Here is a 15,189-nt window from a genome sequence, read left to right as displayed (position 1 = left end):
CGACAGCGAATGCCTGCCGTTTGGTGCCACTTAGATCTCCCCCGAGCCTGCCGTTTATTTTTGCACGACTTTAATGCAAATGGCGGGCGGGGAAAACTGCTATCTGGTCAAGTCGTGCAGCGCGGGCTAGGTCTTGGGGAACAGATTTTGAGGAGTTTGCTATGAGCAGTCTGGTACCAATTCGTTTTGAGGCTTTTGACGTGGATGCCATGGCGCAGGCGGAGGGGCGCGTGGCAATCATCATTCCCGCCGATGGCAAGATGAGCCCAGCCGTGCGACGTGCCAACAAACTGACCCGTGGAGCGGTTGCTCGATTGGTGGAAAGCGATCGGTTCGAAAAGGTGAAAACCGGGGATGTGATCTCTCTGGCATGGCCGGTTGGTATGGCCGCGCAAGCGTTGGATATCGTGGTTCTGCCACGCCGCCCCGAAGTGGACGAAGCGCGCAAAGCGGGGGCGGCATTGGCAAAACTGGCCGGCGGCAAAGACCTGTTGGTGATGGCGGGCAATCAGGTGCGCGTGGAGGATCTGGCGATGGGCATCGCTCTGCGTAGCTACGATTTCGATGTCCACAAGACCAAGGAGAGCGATGCGGCAGGTTCGGTCACGATCAGCCACAGCAAGCATGACGAGGCTGAGGCTACCTTCGCCCCGATGTATGCGGTTGCCGACGGTGTGCGGATGACCCGCGACTTGACGAATGAGCCTGCGAACATCCTGACCACTACCGAATTCGCCGACCGTCTGGACGAGATGAAATCGCTGGGCCTTGAGGTTGAGGTTCTGGAGGAAGACAAGCTGGCCGAACTGGGCATGCGCACGCTGCTAAGCGTTGGGCAAGGCTCGGTTAGCCCGTCGAAAGTTGTGGTGATGCAGTGGAACGGGGGCGACAAAGACGATGCGCCTCTGGCTCTGGTCGGGAAGGGCGTTGTGTTCGACACCGGAGGGATCTCGCTGAAACCGGCGGGTGGCATGGAAGATATGACCATGGACATGGGCGGCGCGGGCGTCGTGGCCGGTACCATGCGCGCGCTGGCCAAGCGCAAGGCCAAGGCCAATGTGGTCGGTCTTGTAGGGCTGGTCGAGAACATGCCCTCGGGCAATGCGACCCGTCCGGGCGACGTGGTGAAATCAATGAAGGGCGACACGGTCGAGATCATCAACACAGATGCCGAGGGCCGTTTGGTTCTATGCGACGTGATGTGGTACGCGCAGGAGAGGTTCTCTCCGGTCGGCATGATCGACTTGGCGACCCTGACCGGGGCGGTCATCATCGGACTTGGCCATGAGAATGCAGGAGTGTTTTCGAACAACGATACCTTCTGCGATGCCTTCCTGAAATCGGCCAAGGCCGAGGACGAAGGCGCGTGGAGACTGCCCTTGGGCGCGGCCTATGACAAGCAGCTGAAATCGCGCATCGCGGATATGAAGAATGTGGGCGGACGGCCTGCAGGCTCGATCACCGCGGCGCAGTTCCTGCAACGCTTCGTCAAGGAAGAGACACCTTGGATTCACCTCGATATCGCGGGTGTCGCCTCTGTCGCGGCTGAGACATCTTATGCCCCCAAGGGGGCCACAGGCTGGGGCGTGCGCGCGCTGAGCCGTTTTGTGCAGGACAATTTCGAGTAAACCCATGGGGGCTGTCTATTTCTATCACCTGACCCGTCAGCCGCTGGAACATACTTTGCCGGTCCTGCTGGACAAGGCGCGTCAGGCCGGGTGGAAGATCGCCGTGCGGGGCACTGATCCCGCCCGGCTGGACTGGTTGGATGAAAAACTCTGGTTGGGACCCGAGGACGGGTTCTTGCCGCATGGACGGGCTGGTGGGGCGCATGATGCGATGCAACCGATCCTGTTGACGTCGGACATGCAGGCCGCAAATGATGCCAGCTGCGTAATGGCGGTGGACGGGGCGGCGGTTGACCCGGATGAGGTCGCCGCGCTGGACCGAGTTTGCATTCTGTTCGACGGCAATGACATGGAGGCTGTTCAACATGCGCGCGGCCAGTGGAAAGCGCTGACCAGCGCGGGGTGTTCAGCGCAATATTGGTCCGAGGAATCGGGCCGTTGGGAAAAGAAAGCCGAAGCCTAGCGCGCGGCTGTTGCGGAAATCAGGAGAGCGACAAATGGAAATGAAGCCTTTGGGCCGCACCGGGATCATGGTGTCTGATCTATGTCTTGGGACGATGACATTCGGATCGCAAACCTCGGAAACCGACGCGCATACGCAGATGGACGTGGCGCTGGCAGCCGGGATCAATTTTGTCGATGCCGCCGAGATGTACCCAGTCAACCCGGTCGCCAAAGAAACCATTGGCCGGACCGAGGAAATCCTTGGCAACTGGAATGCGGCCAATTCTGCGCGTCGGGGGGATTATGTTCTGGCCACCAAGCACTCGGGTGAGGGGCTTCGCTTTGTCCGCGATGGCGCGCCGATCACCGCTCAGACAATCCCCGAGGCCATCGAGGGCTCACTGCAGCGTTTGAAGACCGACTATATCGACCTCTATCAGTTTCACTGGCCCAATCGCGGCAGCTATATGTTCCGGCAGAATTGGACGTTCTCCCCGAAGGGGCACAACACCGATGAAGTGCTGGAGAATATGCAGGAGTGTCTGGAGGCGCTTCAGGTTCAGGTCGACAAGGGCAATATCCGGGCTTTTGGTCTGTCCAACGAAAGTGCCTGGGGTACGGCGCAATGGCTGCGCCTGTCAGAGCAGATGGGCGCCCCACGGGTGGCGTCGGTTCAGAATGAATACTCTCTGCTGTGCCGGCTGTTTGATACGGACATGGCCGAGTTGAGCGTTCATGAAGACGTGGGCCTGATGGCGTTCTCGCCTTTGGGAACTGGGTTGCTGACCGGCAAATATCAGGGCGGTGCCATTCCGGAAGCCTCGCGCATGTCACTGACGCCGGAGCTGGGGGGGCGCAAGTCCGAGCGGGTTTTTGATGCCGTTGACGTCTATTTGCAGATTGCCGCGCGGCATGGGCTGGACCCGACATTGATGGCGCTGGCGTGGTGCCGGACCCGTCCGTTCATGATGTCAGCCATCTTTGGCGCGACGACAGTGGCGCAGTTGGAGCATATCCTGTCTGGTATCGACCTGCGCTTGTCCGATGAGGTTCTGTCCGAGATCGAGGCGGCGCACAAAGCGCATCCGATGCCGTATTAGGGGGCGCTGCCCCCGCCGCGCGTGCCGCGCGCCTCCCCCGAGGTATTTTTGGCCAGATGAAGCAGATCCGGTCAGTGATGGGTAGGGTTGGCGCTGCCTTGTCTGAGGTCACGGGCCGATAGGCCGTGGGCGGTGCGGAACGCGCGGGAGAAGCTGGATTGCGAGGTGAACCCGGTGGCTTGGGCCACGTCCATCAGCGACATATCGGTATCGGTCACCAGACGGCGGGCCTCGGCCATGCGTAGCTGCAGGTAGTGGTCCTGCGGCGTGGTGTTCAGGCGCAGGCGAAACTGCTGCTGCAGGGTGCGCGGGCTGGTGCCCAATCTGTCGGCGATATGGTTCAGTGGCAGCGGGTCGTCGAGCGCGGCCTCCATCAGGCTATTGGCCTTGGAGGTCAGCGCGGAGTGGTGGTTCGCCTTGGGGGCGTCTGTTTTGGTTTGGGCCGAAGCGCCTTGGTACAGGAACTGGTTTGAGACACGTGCAGTAAAACCCGCACCATGGCGCGCGGCGATGATGTGCAGCATCATATCGACCGCGGGGATCGCGCCGCCCGAGGTCAGGCGGTTTTCGGAGATTGCGAAGCGGTTTGCCTGTACATCGACCTTGGGAAAGCGGCTCGCGAAACTGTCGAGATCGTCCCAATGGGTGGTCGCGCTGTGACCATCGAGCAGACCAGCCTCGGCCAGCAGCCAGGGCCCTCCGTCTATGCCGGCCATGGTGGCACCCGTGGCCGCGATGCGCCGCAACCCCGCGATCAGGCTGGGGGTTGCTTGGCGGGCCATTTGAAACCCGGCAACCACAATCATCAGGTCGCAGCTTTGCAGACGGGCCAGCGGAATGCCGGGAACGGTGAGCGCACTGGTCAGCATGACTGGCGCGTCCGTTGGGGTCACGTAGTCCCAATCAAAGGCCGGGCGATCCGCCAGACGGTTGGCGGCGCGCATCGGATCCACGGCCGAGGCAAAGCTGAGCGTGCTGCATTCATCCAAGACCAACAGCGCCGTTTTAAGGGCGCGATGTTCCGGCTGCAGTATGTTTTTTGCGGATTTCATCAAGTTCGATTCGCATTCTGACAAGTGTTCCCACAAGGCTGCGTCAGAGGCGGCGGTTGCGCAAATCGGAATCTGGGGAGAAGCCTGGGGAAAACTTTGGTCAAAACTGGGTATAACTTGGGGAAAACGTTTTTGCCCGGAAAACGGCAGCTATTGCACCATTCGGACCCGAACCATTAGGGAGGGCCGGGCACCGTGTTTCGATCTGCTGGCCAGCCGAATTGGCCCGCGAACCGGATGGGCGGAGCGTGTTGTTTTTGATGGCGCGACAAGCGCGTAGAGCTAGGGCATCAGCCTTGATTCGGGCCCCGGATCTGGCGGATTGTGCGGCGGACGGCTTGCCAGTCTTTGGCCTCTTGCGTGTTTCCGGCGGCCTCACATTCGCGCATCTTCTGAGCGGCTTCCGCCTCGGCCCGGTCGCCGTGCGCGGAATAGAGGGCGCGTGCATATTGAGCGGTTTGTAGTGCGTCCATTCTGATCATCCTCCGTAGAGTGTCTGCGCGTTCGCGGTGTCACTATACTACAGGATCTGAAAAACCGCACGTTTGAGGCGTCAGCCCTTTGCAATCTCGGCCCGCAACCCGCGCAGGTATTCGGGGAAACGGCGGGCGGTCATTTCAGCCTCGCGGATCAGGGTGTCGAAATGCCGACTGAACACCTCGATCCGGTCGCGGTCACGGAAGGCCATATAGTGGCTGCCCGCATAGAAGACGCAAAGCAAGGGCCCGAAGATCGTGACAGGCGCGGAATACAGGCGTTTGGCATCGAACAGATAGATGCGCAGGCGGGGATAGTGCTGCTCGCTGAGGTCCAGAAGGTGGTCGATCTGTTCCAGACGGACCGTTAAGGGCAGGCCTTCGTAGTAGCCGGTGCCGAGTGCGAAGCTGCGGATCTCATACAGAGGCATGGCGATCTCATAGTCCGACTGGGCGCTGCGCATCCAGGACAGGCGATCCTCGGACGCACCTATGGCTTGATCCGCAGTGCGGCCCAAATGCGGGGCGTATTCCCATTCGAGTATGGCGCGGGTCTTGAGCATATCGGGCAGGGTGGCGGGCACGTAACGGATTTTGTAGCCCGCAGCCTCTTGATGCCATTGGAAAATACGCTCATCGACAAGGGCGCGGGGGGCCTCGGTCATGGTCAGAGAACTGGCCAGCAACTCGGCGGCGCTTTCGGGGCGGTCTGACAGGCTCAGCAGCCAATCCGCCGAGACGCCCAGAGCAGAGGCGCAACTGCCGACCACATGGGCGTTGGGCAGGCGGGCGCCCTCATCGGTCAGTAGCTGTGATACGGTCGAGCGGTCGACACCGATATGTCGGGCGAGGGCGCTTTGGCTGACACCGGAGTCCTCCATCGCGCGGGAAAGCCGCTGGCGAAACTGCACAGCGCGCACTCGTTTGTCGATTTTATCTATCATGTGATGGAAATTAACACTTTTGATGATTTTTGTTAATCATATTCAGAATTCCCAACGCGCGGCCCGTTGAGTAACGCTTTTGTGACAACAACAAAAAACGGGGTCCGGAATGGAAACGCGACGAAGATCGGTCGTGAAAGCACTCATTTGGAATGTGATGGGGCTGGTGATGATGACGCTGGTGGGCCTGATCGCCACCGGGTCGGTTGCCTTGGGTGGCGTAGTAGCGCTGGTCAACACCGCTATCGGTCTGACGCTTTACATTGTCTATGAGCGGGTCTGGGCGGGTATCTCATGGGGGCGTCATGGGGAAAGCTGAAACGCCCGAATGGGACACGCTGGCCGTGATCGCCGCATGCTACGCAGCCTGGTTGATTGCCACTTTCTACGTGGCGGATTGGAGCCTGTGGCTTGCTATCCCGATGATGGGAGCGGTTGCCGCCCTTCATTCCTCGCTGACGCATGAGGCTTTGCACGGACATCCGTTTCGCACGAAATGGTTGAACGAGGCGTTGATGGCCCTGCCATTGACCCTTTTCATTCCGTTTAATCGATTTCGTGACCTACACCTTGCGCATCATCAGGATTCGATCCTAACCGACCCTTATGACGACCCCGAAAGCAACTACCATGACCCAAAGGTCTGGGCGCAGCTGTCTGGATGGCAAAAGAGGCTGCTTGCCGCCAACAACACCCTGCTCGGGCGCATGGTGTTGGGGCCTGCGATCGGGCAACTTACGTTTCTGCGGGACGAATGGAACAGCCTGATCGGTGGTGACCGTTCGGTCGCGCTTGCATGGGCGCTGCATATCCCTGGAATTGCGGTGGTTCTGTGGGTCGTCGCGCACTCCTCCATGCCGATTTGGGCCTATGTCATGTCGGCCTATATCGGTTTGGGTGTTGTTAAGATCCGCACCTTCCTTGAACACCGCGCGCATGAGAAATCACGCGCCCGCACGGTGATCGTCGAAGATCGCGGTTTACTGGCTTTCTTGTTTCTGAACAACAACCTGCACGTGGTTCATCACATGAATCCATCGGCCCCGTGGTACGAACTACCCGCGCTCTATCAATCGGGAAAAGAGCGGTATCAGGATTGCAATGAAGCCTATGTCTACGCATCCTATGCCGAGATCTTCAGGACGTATTTCTGGAGGGCGAAGGACCCGGTGCCGCATCCGCTCTGGCCAAAACCCTGATTTAAAGACAGAAGGGAGTTCATGAGTTTATGGATTCCAATCACCATCGCCGCCGCCGGTTTTCAGACGGTCCGGTTTATGCTGCAAAAATCGCTGAGCAGCGTGAAACTGTCTGCGGCGGGGGCGACCTTTGCGCGCTTCGCCTATTCCTTGCCGTTGGCCTTGCTGGGGTTGGTCATCGCGATTCAGGTCACCGGCTTGAGCCTGCCAGATTTGTCCGCGCGGTTCTGGGTGTTTGCAGTGATTGGCGGCACCTCCCAGATTTTGGCGACGATTTGTGTCGTCGCGCTGTTCAAGCAGCGCAACTTTGCCGTCGGAATCACGTTCAAGAAAACCGAAGTCATCCAAACCGCGATCGTTGGATTTGTGGTGCTGGGCGATCAGGTCTCGACCGGGGCGTTGGGTGCGATCGTCGTGGGGCTGCTGGCGGTGCTGCTTTTGTCCAAAACACCCGGAGGGGACGGGGCGTGGTGGCAACATCTGACCAATCGCGCCTCGCGACTTGGGTTGGGCTCGGGGGTGTTATTCGCCTTCTCCTCGGTCAGCTATCGCGGAGCCTCGCTTGAGCTAGGCGATATCGACGCGTGGTTTCGCGCGTTGGTCACGCTGGCCGCAGTAGTCACGTTCCAATTCGTCAGCATGGGGATTTGGCTGCTGTGGCGCGACCGGGCCGAGTTGCGCGCGGTCTGGAACACTCGCCGAACCGGCGTGTTCGTTGGCCTGACCAGCCTGTGCGGATCGTTCTGCTGGTTCTTCGCTTTCACCCTGCAGAATGCGGCCTATGTCAAAGCATTGGGACAGGTCGAGCTATTGCTCAGCCTGCTTGCCTCGACCCTCTTCTTCCGTGAGATCATCACCCGGCGCGAGATCGCCGGGATGCTGTTGCTGGGCGCGTCGATACTGGCGCTGGTACTGTCAATCTAAGCGTCTGGGTGGTTAGCCCGCGCGGCGTTCATCAAAGCTGAGGGCGATGAAGCTGGGCAGGTGATCGCCCATGCCGACAACCGCCGGGCCATGATCGTCCTTGCGGCCACGACCGCGACCCTTGGGTTCGCGGGGCTCGCGTTCTTTCTTGCCTTCGCTGCGCTTGCCTTCCGCCGCTTTGGCGGGCTTCTCGGCTTTCGGTTTCTCGGGCTTGGGTTCTTCCTTGACCGGGTTGTCGAGGCGCGGAATTTCCTTCTGGATCAGCTTTTCAATCGCATCCAGTGCCTTTTCGTCACGACCCGAACAGATTGTCACGGCCTTGCCTTCACGTCCAGCACGGCCCGTGCGTCCAATGCGATGAACATAGTCCTCGGCATGGCCGGGCACGTCGAAGTTGAACACATGGCTAACTGACGGGATATCAAGACCGCGCGCCGCCACATCTGAGGCAACCAGCAGGCGCAGTGAGCCATCGCGGAACCCGTCTAGCGTTTTCATCCGCTGCGACTGGTCCAGATCGCCATGGATCGCGGCGGCGTTATAGCCGTATTTCTTCAGCGATTTCGCACAGATATCAACATCCGTCTTGCGGTTGCAGAAGATGATCGCGTTGGTGCATTTGTCACCTTCGGCGTCGATCAACGCGCGCAGAACCTTGCGTTTGCCGCTGGCTTCACGATCCCGGCGACCGCCTTTAAACATCACCACGCCTTGTTCAATCGTCTCGGACGCGGTGGCCTGACGGGCGACCTCAATCCGGGCGGGCGCGGACAAGAAGGTGTCGGTGATACGCTCAATCTCCGAGGCCATGGTGGCCGAGAAGAACAGCGTCTGACGCGTGAAGGGAGTTAGCGAGAAGATGCGTTCGATATCGGGGATGAAGCCCATATCCAGCATCCGGTCGGCCTCATCCACGACCATGATCTGCACGCCGGTCAGCAGCAGCTTGCCGCGTTCGAAATGGTCCAGCAAACGGCCCGGAGTGGCGATCAGAACGTCTACGCCGCGGTCGATCAGGGCCTCTTGCTCTTTGAAGCTGACACCGCCGATCAGCAGCGCTTTGGTCAGTTTCAGGTGTTTGGAATAGGTGTCGAAATTCTCGGCGACCTGCGCGGCCAATTCCCGTGTCGGGCATAGCACCAGCGAACGCGGCATCCGCGCACGGGCGCGGCCACGGGCCAGCAGGGTGATCATCGGTAGCGTGAAGCTAGCGGTTTTCCCGGTGCCGGTCTGGGCGATGCCCAATACGTCTCGCCCTTCCAGCGCGGGTGGAATCGCACCTTCTTGAATCGGAGTGGGGGTTTCGTATCCGGCTTCCTCAATGGCTTTGAGGACCTTCGGGTTCAGGTTCAGTTCGGTAAACTTTGTCATATATGTCCGATTATTGCGGACACTTTACCTGGCCCGCGCGTCTGCGTCATGCCGGGTCAATCTGACCATGCGCACCATGCGCGTTTCGGCTTGAGGCGGGACATAACAAAAACGTGGGGCGGGGTCAAATGAACTGAAATCCCGACGGCGTCAACCGGCTGGAATTGGCATTTTTTGCAACAATTCAGCAGCTTCTGGGAAAGTGTTTCGCCACTTTTTCATCCAGTTGCAACGGGCGGTGTCGGATCTGGTCATGCGCTTCAAGCCGGGCACGGACGTCCGGGTCGGTAGCGCTGAGTTCATCGTAAAACGCACGTAGCCCATCAAGACCATGGGCGGATTCGATATGACTGAACAGCTCGTTCTTGTTCACACCGCCTTGATCGCGGGGCAGGTTTGGGGACATGCCGGGTTTGTATGAGCCACGCTCCATCCGGAAACGGTAATGTTTGAACCAATGCTCCCAACTCGGGGCGTGATGGTGGCACAACTCCAGCCCCGGCAGTTCGAATTTGCAGGGCAGGAGGGTCTTGTCCTGAAACAGGTTGTGGATGCGAAAACTAAGCTTTTTCAGACCCGTGCGCACGATCAGTTTACCCTGCACGTGGCTGAGGAAACCCCCAAGAACATGAGCGCCATAGGTGGGATAGAGCGCCTGCACCAAAGCCTCGCGGTCCGGGCTTTTGGGGATATGCGCTTTGTACAGGCCCTCGGCCCCGGCAATGGCCTCGATCGGGCGGACCCTAACGGCGGGGATGTCTGCGGGCACGGTATCCAGTAGCTCCGGGATGGGCGTGTCTGTCCACAGGAACTCATCCACATCAATATGGGCCAGCCAATCCAGATCGGTTTTGCGATAGGTATAGCTGGCATGAGTGGATTGGCGCACCTGATGCTTGCCCGGGCGCGTCCGATTCCGGCCACGCCAGAAAGCATCATCGCAGAGGGTCACCTGCACCTTTGGATGCTGCTCCAACAGGTGCTGCGCCTCGGGGTTGGGCTCATCCAGATAGAGGTATAGCCGGTCGGCCCCCAGATCGAGGTGATGGGCCGCGAACCGCAGGATATCCTGCGCGGGCCCTCGCACCATGGAGACAACACCCCATGTGGTCATCGTCGCTGTATCCGGGCGAGACGGCGTTCGCGCATCTTTTTCAGGCGACGAAAGACAGTTCCGGGGTCTTTGTTCAGTTCGGTCATCAGGTGATCCGCCAGCGGCGCGATGGTCGGATCGGTCAGCGCCTTGGTCCAGATCGGCGCGATGAGCGATACGGCCAGCCCGCCGCGCTCCAGTGAGAAAGACTGCATCTGCAACGGCAGCGGAGCGGTGCTTTTGCCGCGAAACCAATGGGTTTCCTCGGGGCCGCGTTTGGAGAACAACCGTTCGAACTCATAGAGCTTCATCAGCCCGAACAGCATCCGCAGCGCCTGACCAACCTCGCGCTGGGTCGGGGTGTCGCCGTGATCGGCAAAGGTCTGCACCGACGAGACGAGCCAGCGCAGATCGAGCGCTTCAAGCAGATGCCGGGATTGCTCAGCCCAAAGCCGCCGGAACAAAGCGGGCGTGTGACGCGGGTAGGAGCGTTTGCGCAGATTGGCGATCAACTGGGCGTTCAGAAACGCCAGTTCCGAATTGCCCACGAACTCGGTGGCGATCTTGGCACGCTTCTGGTCCCACGCGGTGGCATCGTCGCCTTCGGGGGCGAGGGTCGCGCGTTCCGGCACGATCTGCTGCGCCAGTGCATCCAGATCGACGTCCAGATCGGGTAGGGGGCGGGTGCCGAACACAAAAGGCGCGCGCCTGTTTTCCAGGATCTCCAGCATATCGGGCAGGCCGCCGGGAAAGGTCAGGTCGTCATCGCTCATGCGGGCAGAATTGCACAGCCTGGATTGGCTGTGCAATCAGGCAGTTGGATCACACCATCATCTCTTTGGTGGCCGTCAGGTTCAGCGCCGGATAGTCCCGCACGACCCGGTCGATATCCCATTGCAGGCGGGTCAGATAAACGATGTCGCCATCGTGGTCGTGAGCGATGTGCTGTTTGTTGGCGTTGACGAATTTCTCAACCTCGGGTTTCTCGCCGCTGACCCAACGGGCCGAGATGAACTGTGACGCCTCAAATCGCACCGGCAGGCCGTATTCCATCTCAATCCGGCTGGCGAGCACTTCGAATTGCAGCGCTCCCACGACGCCCACGATAAAGCCCGAGCCGATCGAGGGTTTGAACACCTTGGCCGCGCCTTCTTCGGCAAACTGCATGAGCGCCTTTTCCAAATGCTTGGCCTTCATCGGATCGCCCGGACGGACCGTCTGCAGCAATTCCGGTGCAAAGGACGGGATGCCGGTCACGCGGATCGCTTCGCCCTCAGTAAGCGTATCGCCAATGCGCAGCTGACCGTGGTTCGGGATGCCGATGATGTCCCCGGCCCAGGCTTCCTCTGCCAGTTCCCGGTCCGAGGCTAGAAACAGCACCGGGTTCGAGATCGCCATGGGTTTCTTGGAACGCACGTGGGTGAGCTTCATGCCACGTTTGAAATGGCCCGAGGCCATCCGTACAAACGCCACCCGGTCACGGTGCTTGGGGTCCATATTGGCCTGCACCTTGAAGACAAACCCGGCGACCTTCTTTTCATCCGGAGAGATCTGACGGGGCTCTGCCGATTGGATCTGCGGCTGAGGACCATAGGCGCCTATACCCTCCATCAGCTCTTTCACGCCGAACGAGTTGATCGCCGAGCCGAACCAGATCGGGGTCATGTGCCCCTCTAACACGGCCTGAGGGTCGAGCGCGGGCAGAAGCTCGCGCGCCATTTCGACCTCTTCCAGCAGCTTCTCCAGCAGGTGTTCGGGCACGTGTTCGGCCAGTTTGGGATCGTCCAAACCGTCGATCTGGATGCTTTCGGCCACTTTGTTGCGGTCGGCGCGGTCCATGAGCTCAAGCCGGTCGCGCAGCATGTCGTAGCAGCCGATGAAGTCGCGGCCCACGCCAATCGGCCATGCGGCAGGCGTGACGTCGATCGCCAGCATCTCCTGAATTTCGTCGATGATCTCGAACGTATCGCGGCTTTCGCGGTCCATCTTGTTACAGAAGGTCAGGATCGGCAGATCGCGCAGGCGGCAGACCTCGAACAGCTTCTGTGTCTGGCTCTCCACACCCTTGGCACCGTCGATCACCATCACAGCCGCATCCACCGCAGTCAGCGTGCGATAAGTATCTTCCGAGAAATCGCTGTGGCCGGGCGTGTCGACAAGGTTGAACCGGAAATCCCCATAGTCGAACGACATCGCCGAGGCGGATACCGAGATACCCCGATCCTTCTCCATCTGCATGAAGTCCGACCGCGTGCGCCGCGCCTCACCCTTGGCGCGCACCTGACCGGCCATCTGAATCGCGCCCCCATACAGCAGGAACTTTTCCGTCAGCGTCGTCTTGCCCGCATCCGGGTGCGAGATGATGGCGAATGTCCGGCGCCGGGCGATCTCGGGCGGCAGAGAGGGTTGGTTCGAGGCGATATCAAGCATGAGCGCGCGTATAGGCGGGGAAACCCGCCGAAGCAAGACAAACGGACTGGTTCGAATCGGCTAGCTGTGGCAAAGAGAACATATAGTGAACAAATTATGGGAGTGAACCAATGGAATTGAAAGAGATTGCAAACGAGCTTGTCGCCGGTTGCCGCGAAAACCGGACCGCCGAAAATCTGGGTAAACTCTACGCCGCAGATGCTGTCTCGGCTGAGGCCGTGGATGACGTTGGCATGGGGCGTGAGGTTCAGGGTCTGGATGCCATTCGCGGCAAACACGAATGGTGGGATAGCGCGACAGAGGTCAGCCATGTCTCGGTCAGTGATCCGATGTTGCATGGCGACGACCGCTTTGCCGTGATTTTCGAGATCAAGGGCAAGTTCATAGAAAGCGGCGAGAATTTCGATATGAGCGAAGTGGGTGTCTACCACGTGGCCGATGGCAAGATTGTGAGGGAAGAGTTCTTCTACTAAGGCCTGTTGAATTCTGGTCTTCTCTGTCTGGCTGGTGCTAGACATGCGGGCAACAACAGACAGAGGGGATCAGAATGGATCTTGGAATTCGCGGCAAGCGTGCGTTGGTGTGTGCCAGCAGCAAGGGGCTTGGACTGGGCTGTGCCGAGGCGTTGGCCGAAGCGGGCGTTGATCTGGTGATGAATGCGCGCGGTGCTGAAGCGCTTGAAGCCGAAGCAGCGCGGTTGCGTGCGGACCATGGCATTGCGGTTGAAACGGTGGCTTGCGATGTGACCTCAGTCGAAGGTCAGGCACAGGTGATCCAGGCCGCGCAAGGTATTGATATTATGGTCACAAATGCGGGCGGGCCGCCTCCGGGGTTGTGGTCGGACTGGGATCGTGAGGACTTCATCAAGGCACTGGATTCCAACATGCTGACGCCGATCGCTTTCATGAAAGCGCTGCTGCCAGGGATGATGGACAAAGGTTGGGGGCGGGTGGTGAATATCACCTCGCAATCCGTGCGTGCGCCGATCCCGGCTCTGGGTCTTTCGAATGCTGCGCGCACCGGGCTGACCGGCTATGTGGCCGGAACGGCGCGTCAGGTCGCCCCGCTAGGTGTGACGATCAACAACCTGCTTCCGGGGATTCATGACACTGACCGCGCCTTGTCGCTGGATACCGGTGTGTCCAATCAACAGGGCATTTCGCTGGATGAGGCCCGCGCGGCCCGGTCCGCCACGATCCCGGCGCGCCGCTATGGCACGCGTCAGGAATTCGGCGCGGCCTGCGCTTTCCTGTGTTCTCATCATGCGGGCTTTATCGTTGGGCAGAACATCCTGCTGGACGGTGGCGCAACCAATTTGACGATGTAGGAATGGCACAGAATTTCTCTCTGAAGGACCAATTGTTCAACATGGAAAAGACCCGCTATCTGGCGGGTTTGTTCCAGTCGGCGGAACCGGATTTCGACGCCGAGGCGTTCGAAGCGCAGGTCATGTCGCGCCTGTTGGATCTGGAGCTGAAAGAGAGAATGACCTGGATCGCCGATTGCCTGCAGCAGTCCTTTCCGGGCTATCTGCCAGCGGTTGCGCCTGTGGTCCTGCGCGCCTTGCCGCCGCCATTGGATCCCAGCAAGACAGATGATGATTTTGGCGATTTCATCTTTGCGCCGCTTGGGGAGTGGGTTGTCGCCGTTGGAGCCGAGCATCCAGAGCTGGCTCTGGACGTGTTGGAGGAATTGACTCAGCGCTTTTCGATGGAATGGGCGATCCGTCCGTTCCTGAACACCCATCCCGATCTGGTCTTGGCGCGGATGCAGCGTTGGAGCCAACACGACAGCTATCATGTGCGCCGTCTCGTCAGTGAGGGCACGCGGCCCCGTTTGCCATGGGGGCAGGCGGTGGGTCTTGCGCTGACAGACCCCTTGCCGTTGTTGGATGATCTGCATCGGGACAAAACACGTTATGTGACGCGCTCGGTTGCGAACCATCTGAACGATATCACCAAAAAGGACCCGGATCTGGTTCTTGAATGCCTGCAGCGCTGGCGCGAGGCGGGTGAGCAGGAAGAGGCGGAGTTGGAGTGGATGATCTCTCATACCCTGCGCGGCCTTGTAAAGGCCGGGCACCCGGGGGCGATGAAGATGCTGGGTTATGACCCGGACGCGGATGTCACCGCTGCCATTTCAGTAGACGGCGAGGCGCGGATCAATGGCGCGTTGGCGTTCGCGGTCGATTTGAAAGGGTCTGCTGATCAACCGGTTCTGGTGGATTATATCATTCACTTTCAACGCCCAAACGGGAAAACCTCAGCCAAGGTTCACAAGCTGAAACAGGCCGCGCTGAAGAACGGCGCATTGCGTCTGGACAAACGCCACAAGCTCAAAGGCAATGCGACCACGTTCAAACTGGTGCCCGGCGCGCATCGGCTTGAGGTTCAGGTGAATGGAAAAATCCGCGCCGGTGTCGATTTCGAGCTGCTTGCGGAATAGCTGATCCCTTGCGCCGGACGGGCGGGGTTGCTATCCCCGCTCAAGCCCGATGGAATTGATCGGGAAAGGCAACAGGACCCATC

16 protein-coding genes are annotated in these 15,189 nt (G+C 59.7%); 9 read left to right on the top strand and 7 right to left on the bottom strand.

Going from position 1 to position 15,189, the window contains the following annotated elements:
• The first annotated feature begins 161 nt into the window (after window positions 1–161).
• Genes ACRZ95_RS02080 through ACRZ95_RS02070 form a run of 3 tightly spaced genes read left to right on the top strand, consistent with a single transcriptional unit; the run spans window position 162 to window position 3,172 of the window.
• The gene (locus ACRZ95_RS02080) at window positions 162–1,628 is read left to right on the top strand and encodes a leucyl aminopeptidase (protein ID WP_170676212.1); all 1,467 of its coding nucleotides are present in this window, start codon (window positions 162–164) and stop codon (window positions 1,626–1,628) included.
• Between the two features lie 4 nt (window positions 1,629–1,632).
• Window positions 1,633–2,091, top strand: a complete 459-nt coding sequence (locus ACRZ95_RS02075; protein WP_170676211.1) for a DNA polymerase III subunit chi — start codon at window positions 1,633–1,635, stop codon at window positions 2,089–2,091.
• Between the two features lie 34 nt (window positions 2,092–2,125).
• On the top strand, window positions 2,126–3,172 hold the full coding sequence (locus tag ACRZ95_RS02070) for an aldo/keto reductase (RefSeq protein WP_170676210.1): 1,047 nt from the start codon (window positions 2,126–2,128) through the stop codon (window positions 3,170–3,172).
• Window positions 3,173–3,243: 71 nt separating this feature from the next.
• On the opposite strand, the gene ACRZ95_RS02065 is transcribed toward ACRZ95_RS02070, so the two are convergent.
• From ACRZ95_RS02065 to ACRZ95_RS02055, 3 genes are all read right to left on the bottom strand, one after another.
• Window positions 3,244–4,224 (bottom strand): GlxA family transcriptional regulator, encoded by a 981-nt coding sequence (locus ACRZ95_RS02065; protein ID WP_170676209.1) that lies wholly within the window; start codon window positions 4,222–4,224, stop codon window positions 3,244–3,246.
• A 290-nt stretch (window positions 4,225–4,514) separates the two neighbouring features.
• The gene (locus ACRZ95_RS02060; protein ID WP_170373905.1) at window positions 4,515–4,697 is read right to left on the bottom strand and encodes a hypothetical protein; all 183 of its coding nucleotides are present in this window, start codon (window positions 4,695–4,697) and stop codon (window positions 4,515–4,517) included.
• Window positions 4,698–4,777: 80 nt separating this feature from the next.
• Window positions 4,778–5,644, bottom strand: coding sequence for a helix-turn-helix domain-containing protein (locus tag ACRZ95_RS02055; protein WP_170676208.1), 867 nt, complete (start codon window positions 5,642–5,644; stop codon window positions 4,778–4,780).
• 109 nt (window positions 5,645–5,753) lie between these two features.
• Here ACRZ95_RS02055 and ACRZ95_RS02050 point away from each other — a divergent pair, with 109 nt between their 5' ends.
• Genes ACRZ95_RS02050 through ACRZ95_RS02040 form a run of 3 tightly spaced genes read left to right on the top strand, consistent with a single transcriptional unit; the run spans window position 5,754 to window position 7,767 of the window.
• Window positions 5,754–5,963 carry a DUF2061 domain-containing protein gene (locus ACRZ95_RS02050; protein WP_170373903.1) on the top strand — a complete coding sequence of 70 codons (210 nt, stop codon included), beginning with the start codon at window positions 5,754–5,756 and terminating at the stop codon, window positions 5,961–5,963.
• Window positions 5,950–6,843 carry a fatty acid desaturase gene (locus ACRZ95_RS02045; protein WP_170676207.1) on the top strand — a complete coding sequence of 298 codons (894 nt, stop codon included), beginning with the start codon at window positions 5,950–5,952 and terminating at the stop codon, window positions 6,841–6,843. The genes ACRZ95_RS02050 and ACRZ95_RS02045 overlap by 14 nt, the downstream gene beginning before the upstream one ends.
• Window positions 6,844–6,864: 21 nt before the next feature.
• Window positions 6,865–7,767: an EamA family transporter gene (locus tag ACRZ95_RS02040; protein WP_170676206.1), complete on the top strand. Its 903-nt coding sequence runs from the start codon at window positions 6,865–6,867 to the stop codon at window positions 7,765–7,767.
• A gap of 12 nt (window positions 7,768–7,779) precedes the next feature.
• On the opposite strand, the gene ACRZ95_RS02035 is transcribed toward ACRZ95_RS02040, so the two are convergent.
• The 4 genes from ACRZ95_RS02035 to ACRZ95_RS02020 all read right to left on the bottom strand — a co-directional run bounded on the left by ACRZ95_RS02035 (window position 7,780) and on the right by ACRZ95_RS02020 (window position 12,661).
• A complete protein-coding gene (locus ACRZ95_RS02035; RefSeq protein ID WP_170676205.1) occupies window positions 7,780–9,138 on the bottom strand; it encodes a DEAD/DEAH box helicase in 1,359 nt (452 codons plus the stop codon).
• A 184-nt stretch (window positions 9,139–9,322) separates the two neighbouring features.
• On the bottom strand, window positions 9,323–10,252 hold the full coding sequence (locus ACRZ95_RS02030) for a glycosyltransferase family 2 protein (RefSeq protein ID WP_480554437.1): 930 nt from the start codon (window positions 10,250–10,252) through the stop codon (window positions 9,323–9,325).
• Complete coding sequence (locus ACRZ95_RS02025) at window positions 10,249–11,004, bottom strand: hypothetical protein (protein WP_170676204.1); 756 nt, start codon at window positions 11,002–11,004, stop codon at window positions 10,249–10,251. The genes ACRZ95_RS02030 and ACRZ95_RS02025 overlap by 4 nt, the downstream gene beginning before the upstream one ends.
• Before the next feature lie 49 nt (window positions 11,005–11,053).
• A complete protein-coding gene (locus ACRZ95_RS02020) occupies window positions 11,054–12,661 on the bottom strand; it encodes a peptide chain release factor 3 (RefSeq protein WP_170676203.1) in 1,608 nt (535 codons plus the stop codon).
• A 110-nt stretch (window positions 12,662–12,771) separates the two neighbouring features.
• Here ACRZ95_RS02020 and ACRZ95_RS02015 point away from each other — a divergent pair, with 110 nt between their 5' ends.
• The 3 genes from ACRZ95_RS02015 to ACRZ95_RS02005 all read left to right on the top strand — a co-directional run bounded on the left by ACRZ95_RS02015 (window position 12,772) and on the right by ACRZ95_RS02005 (window position 15,106).
• On the top strand, window positions 12,772–13,134 hold the full coding sequence (locus ACRZ95_RS02015; protein ID WP_170373896.1) for a SnoaL-like domain-containing protein: 363 nt from the start codon (window positions 12,772–12,774) through the stop codon (window positions 13,132–13,134).
• A gap of 74 nt (window positions 13,135–13,208) precedes the next feature.
• A complete protein-coding gene (locus ACRZ95_RS02010; RefSeq protein ID WP_170676202.1) occupies window positions 13,209–13,988 on the top strand; it encodes an SDR family oxidoreductase in 780 nt (259 codons plus the stop codon).
• A gap of 2 nt (window positions 13,989–13,990) precedes the next feature.
• A complete protein-coding gene (locus ACRZ95_RS02005) occupies window positions 13,991–15,106 on the top strand; it encodes a hypothetical protein (RefSeq protein WP_170676201.1) in 1,116 nt (371 codons plus the stop codon).
• Window positions 15,107–15,189 lie beyond the last annotated feature (83 nt).

Source organism: Ruegeria sp. AI3 (assembly GCF_056541245.1).
Note: the sequence above shows the minus strand (reverse complement) of the source record. Positions and strands in the feature narration are given on the sequence as shown.

Excerpts from the sequence above, each read along its gene's own strand:
- ACRZ95_RS02050 (WP_170373903.1), top strand. The coding sequence starts at position 5,754 with ATGGAAACGCGACGAAGATCGGTCGTGAAAGCACTCATTTGGAATGTG.
- ACRZ95_RS02060 (WP_170373905.1), bottom strand. The coding sequence starts at position 4,697 with ATGGACGCACTACAAACCGCTCAATATGCACGCGCCCTCTATTCCGCG.
- ACRZ95_RS02005 (WP_170676201.1), top strand. The coding sequence starts at position 13,991 with ATGGCACAGAATTTCTCTCTGAAGGACCAATTGTTCAACATGGAAAAG.
- ACRZ95_RS02010 (WP_170676202.1), top strand. The coding sequence starts at position 13,209 with ATGGATCTTGGAATTCGCGGCAAGCGTGCGTTGGTGTGTGCCAGCAGC.
- ACRZ95_RS02045 (WP_170676207.1), top strand. The coding sequence starts at position 5,950 with ATGGGGAAAGCTGAAACGCCCGAATGGGACACGCTGGCCGTGATCGCC.
- ACRZ95_RS02055 (WP_170676208.1), bottom strand. The coding sequence starts at position 5,644 with ATGATAGATAAAATCGACAAACGAGTGCGCGCTGTGCAGTTTCGCCAG.
- ACRZ95_RS02035 (WP_170676205.1), bottom strand. The coding sequence starts at position 9,138 with ATGACAAAGTTTACCGAACTGAACCTGAACCCGAAGGTCCTCAAAGCC.
- ACRZ95_RS02020 (WP_170676203.1), bottom strand. The coding sequence starts at position 12,661 with ATGCTTGATATCGCCTCGAACCAACCCTCTCTGCCGCCCGAGATCGCC.
- ACRZ95_RS02025 (WP_170676204.1), bottom strand. The coding sequence starts at position 11,004 with ATGAGCGATGACGACCTGACCTTTCCCGGCGGCCTGCCCGATATGCTG.
- ACRZ95_RS02040 (WP_170676206.1), top strand. The coding sequence starts at position 6,865 with ATGAGTTTATGGATTCCAATCACCATCGCCGCCGCCGGTTTTCAGACG.
- ACRZ95_RS02065 (WP_170676209.1), bottom strand. The coding sequence starts at position 4,224 with ATGAAATCCGCAAAAAACATACTGCAGCCGGAACATCGCGCCCTTAAA.
- ACRZ95_RS02080 (WP_170676212.1), top strand. The coding sequence starts at position 162 with ATGAGCAGTCTGGTACCAATTCGTTTTGAGGCTTTTGACGTGGATGCC.
- ACRZ95_RS02070 (WP_170676210.1), top strand. The coding sequence starts at position 2,126 with ATGGAAATGAAGCCTTTGGGCCGCACCGGGATCATGGTGTCTGATCTA.
- ACRZ95_RS02075 (WP_170676211.1), top strand. The coding sequence starts at position 1,633 with ATGGGGGCTGTCTATTTCTATCACCTGACCCGTCAGCCGCTGGAACAT.
- ACRZ95_RS02015 (WP_170373896.1), top strand. The coding sequence starts at position 12,772 with ATGGAATTGAAAGAGATTGCAAACGAGCTTGTCGCCGGTTGCCGCGAA.
- ACRZ95_RS02030 (WP_480554437.1), bottom strand. The coding sequence starts at position 10,252 with ATGACCACATGGGGTGTTGTCTCCATGGTGCGAGGGCCCGCGCAGGAT.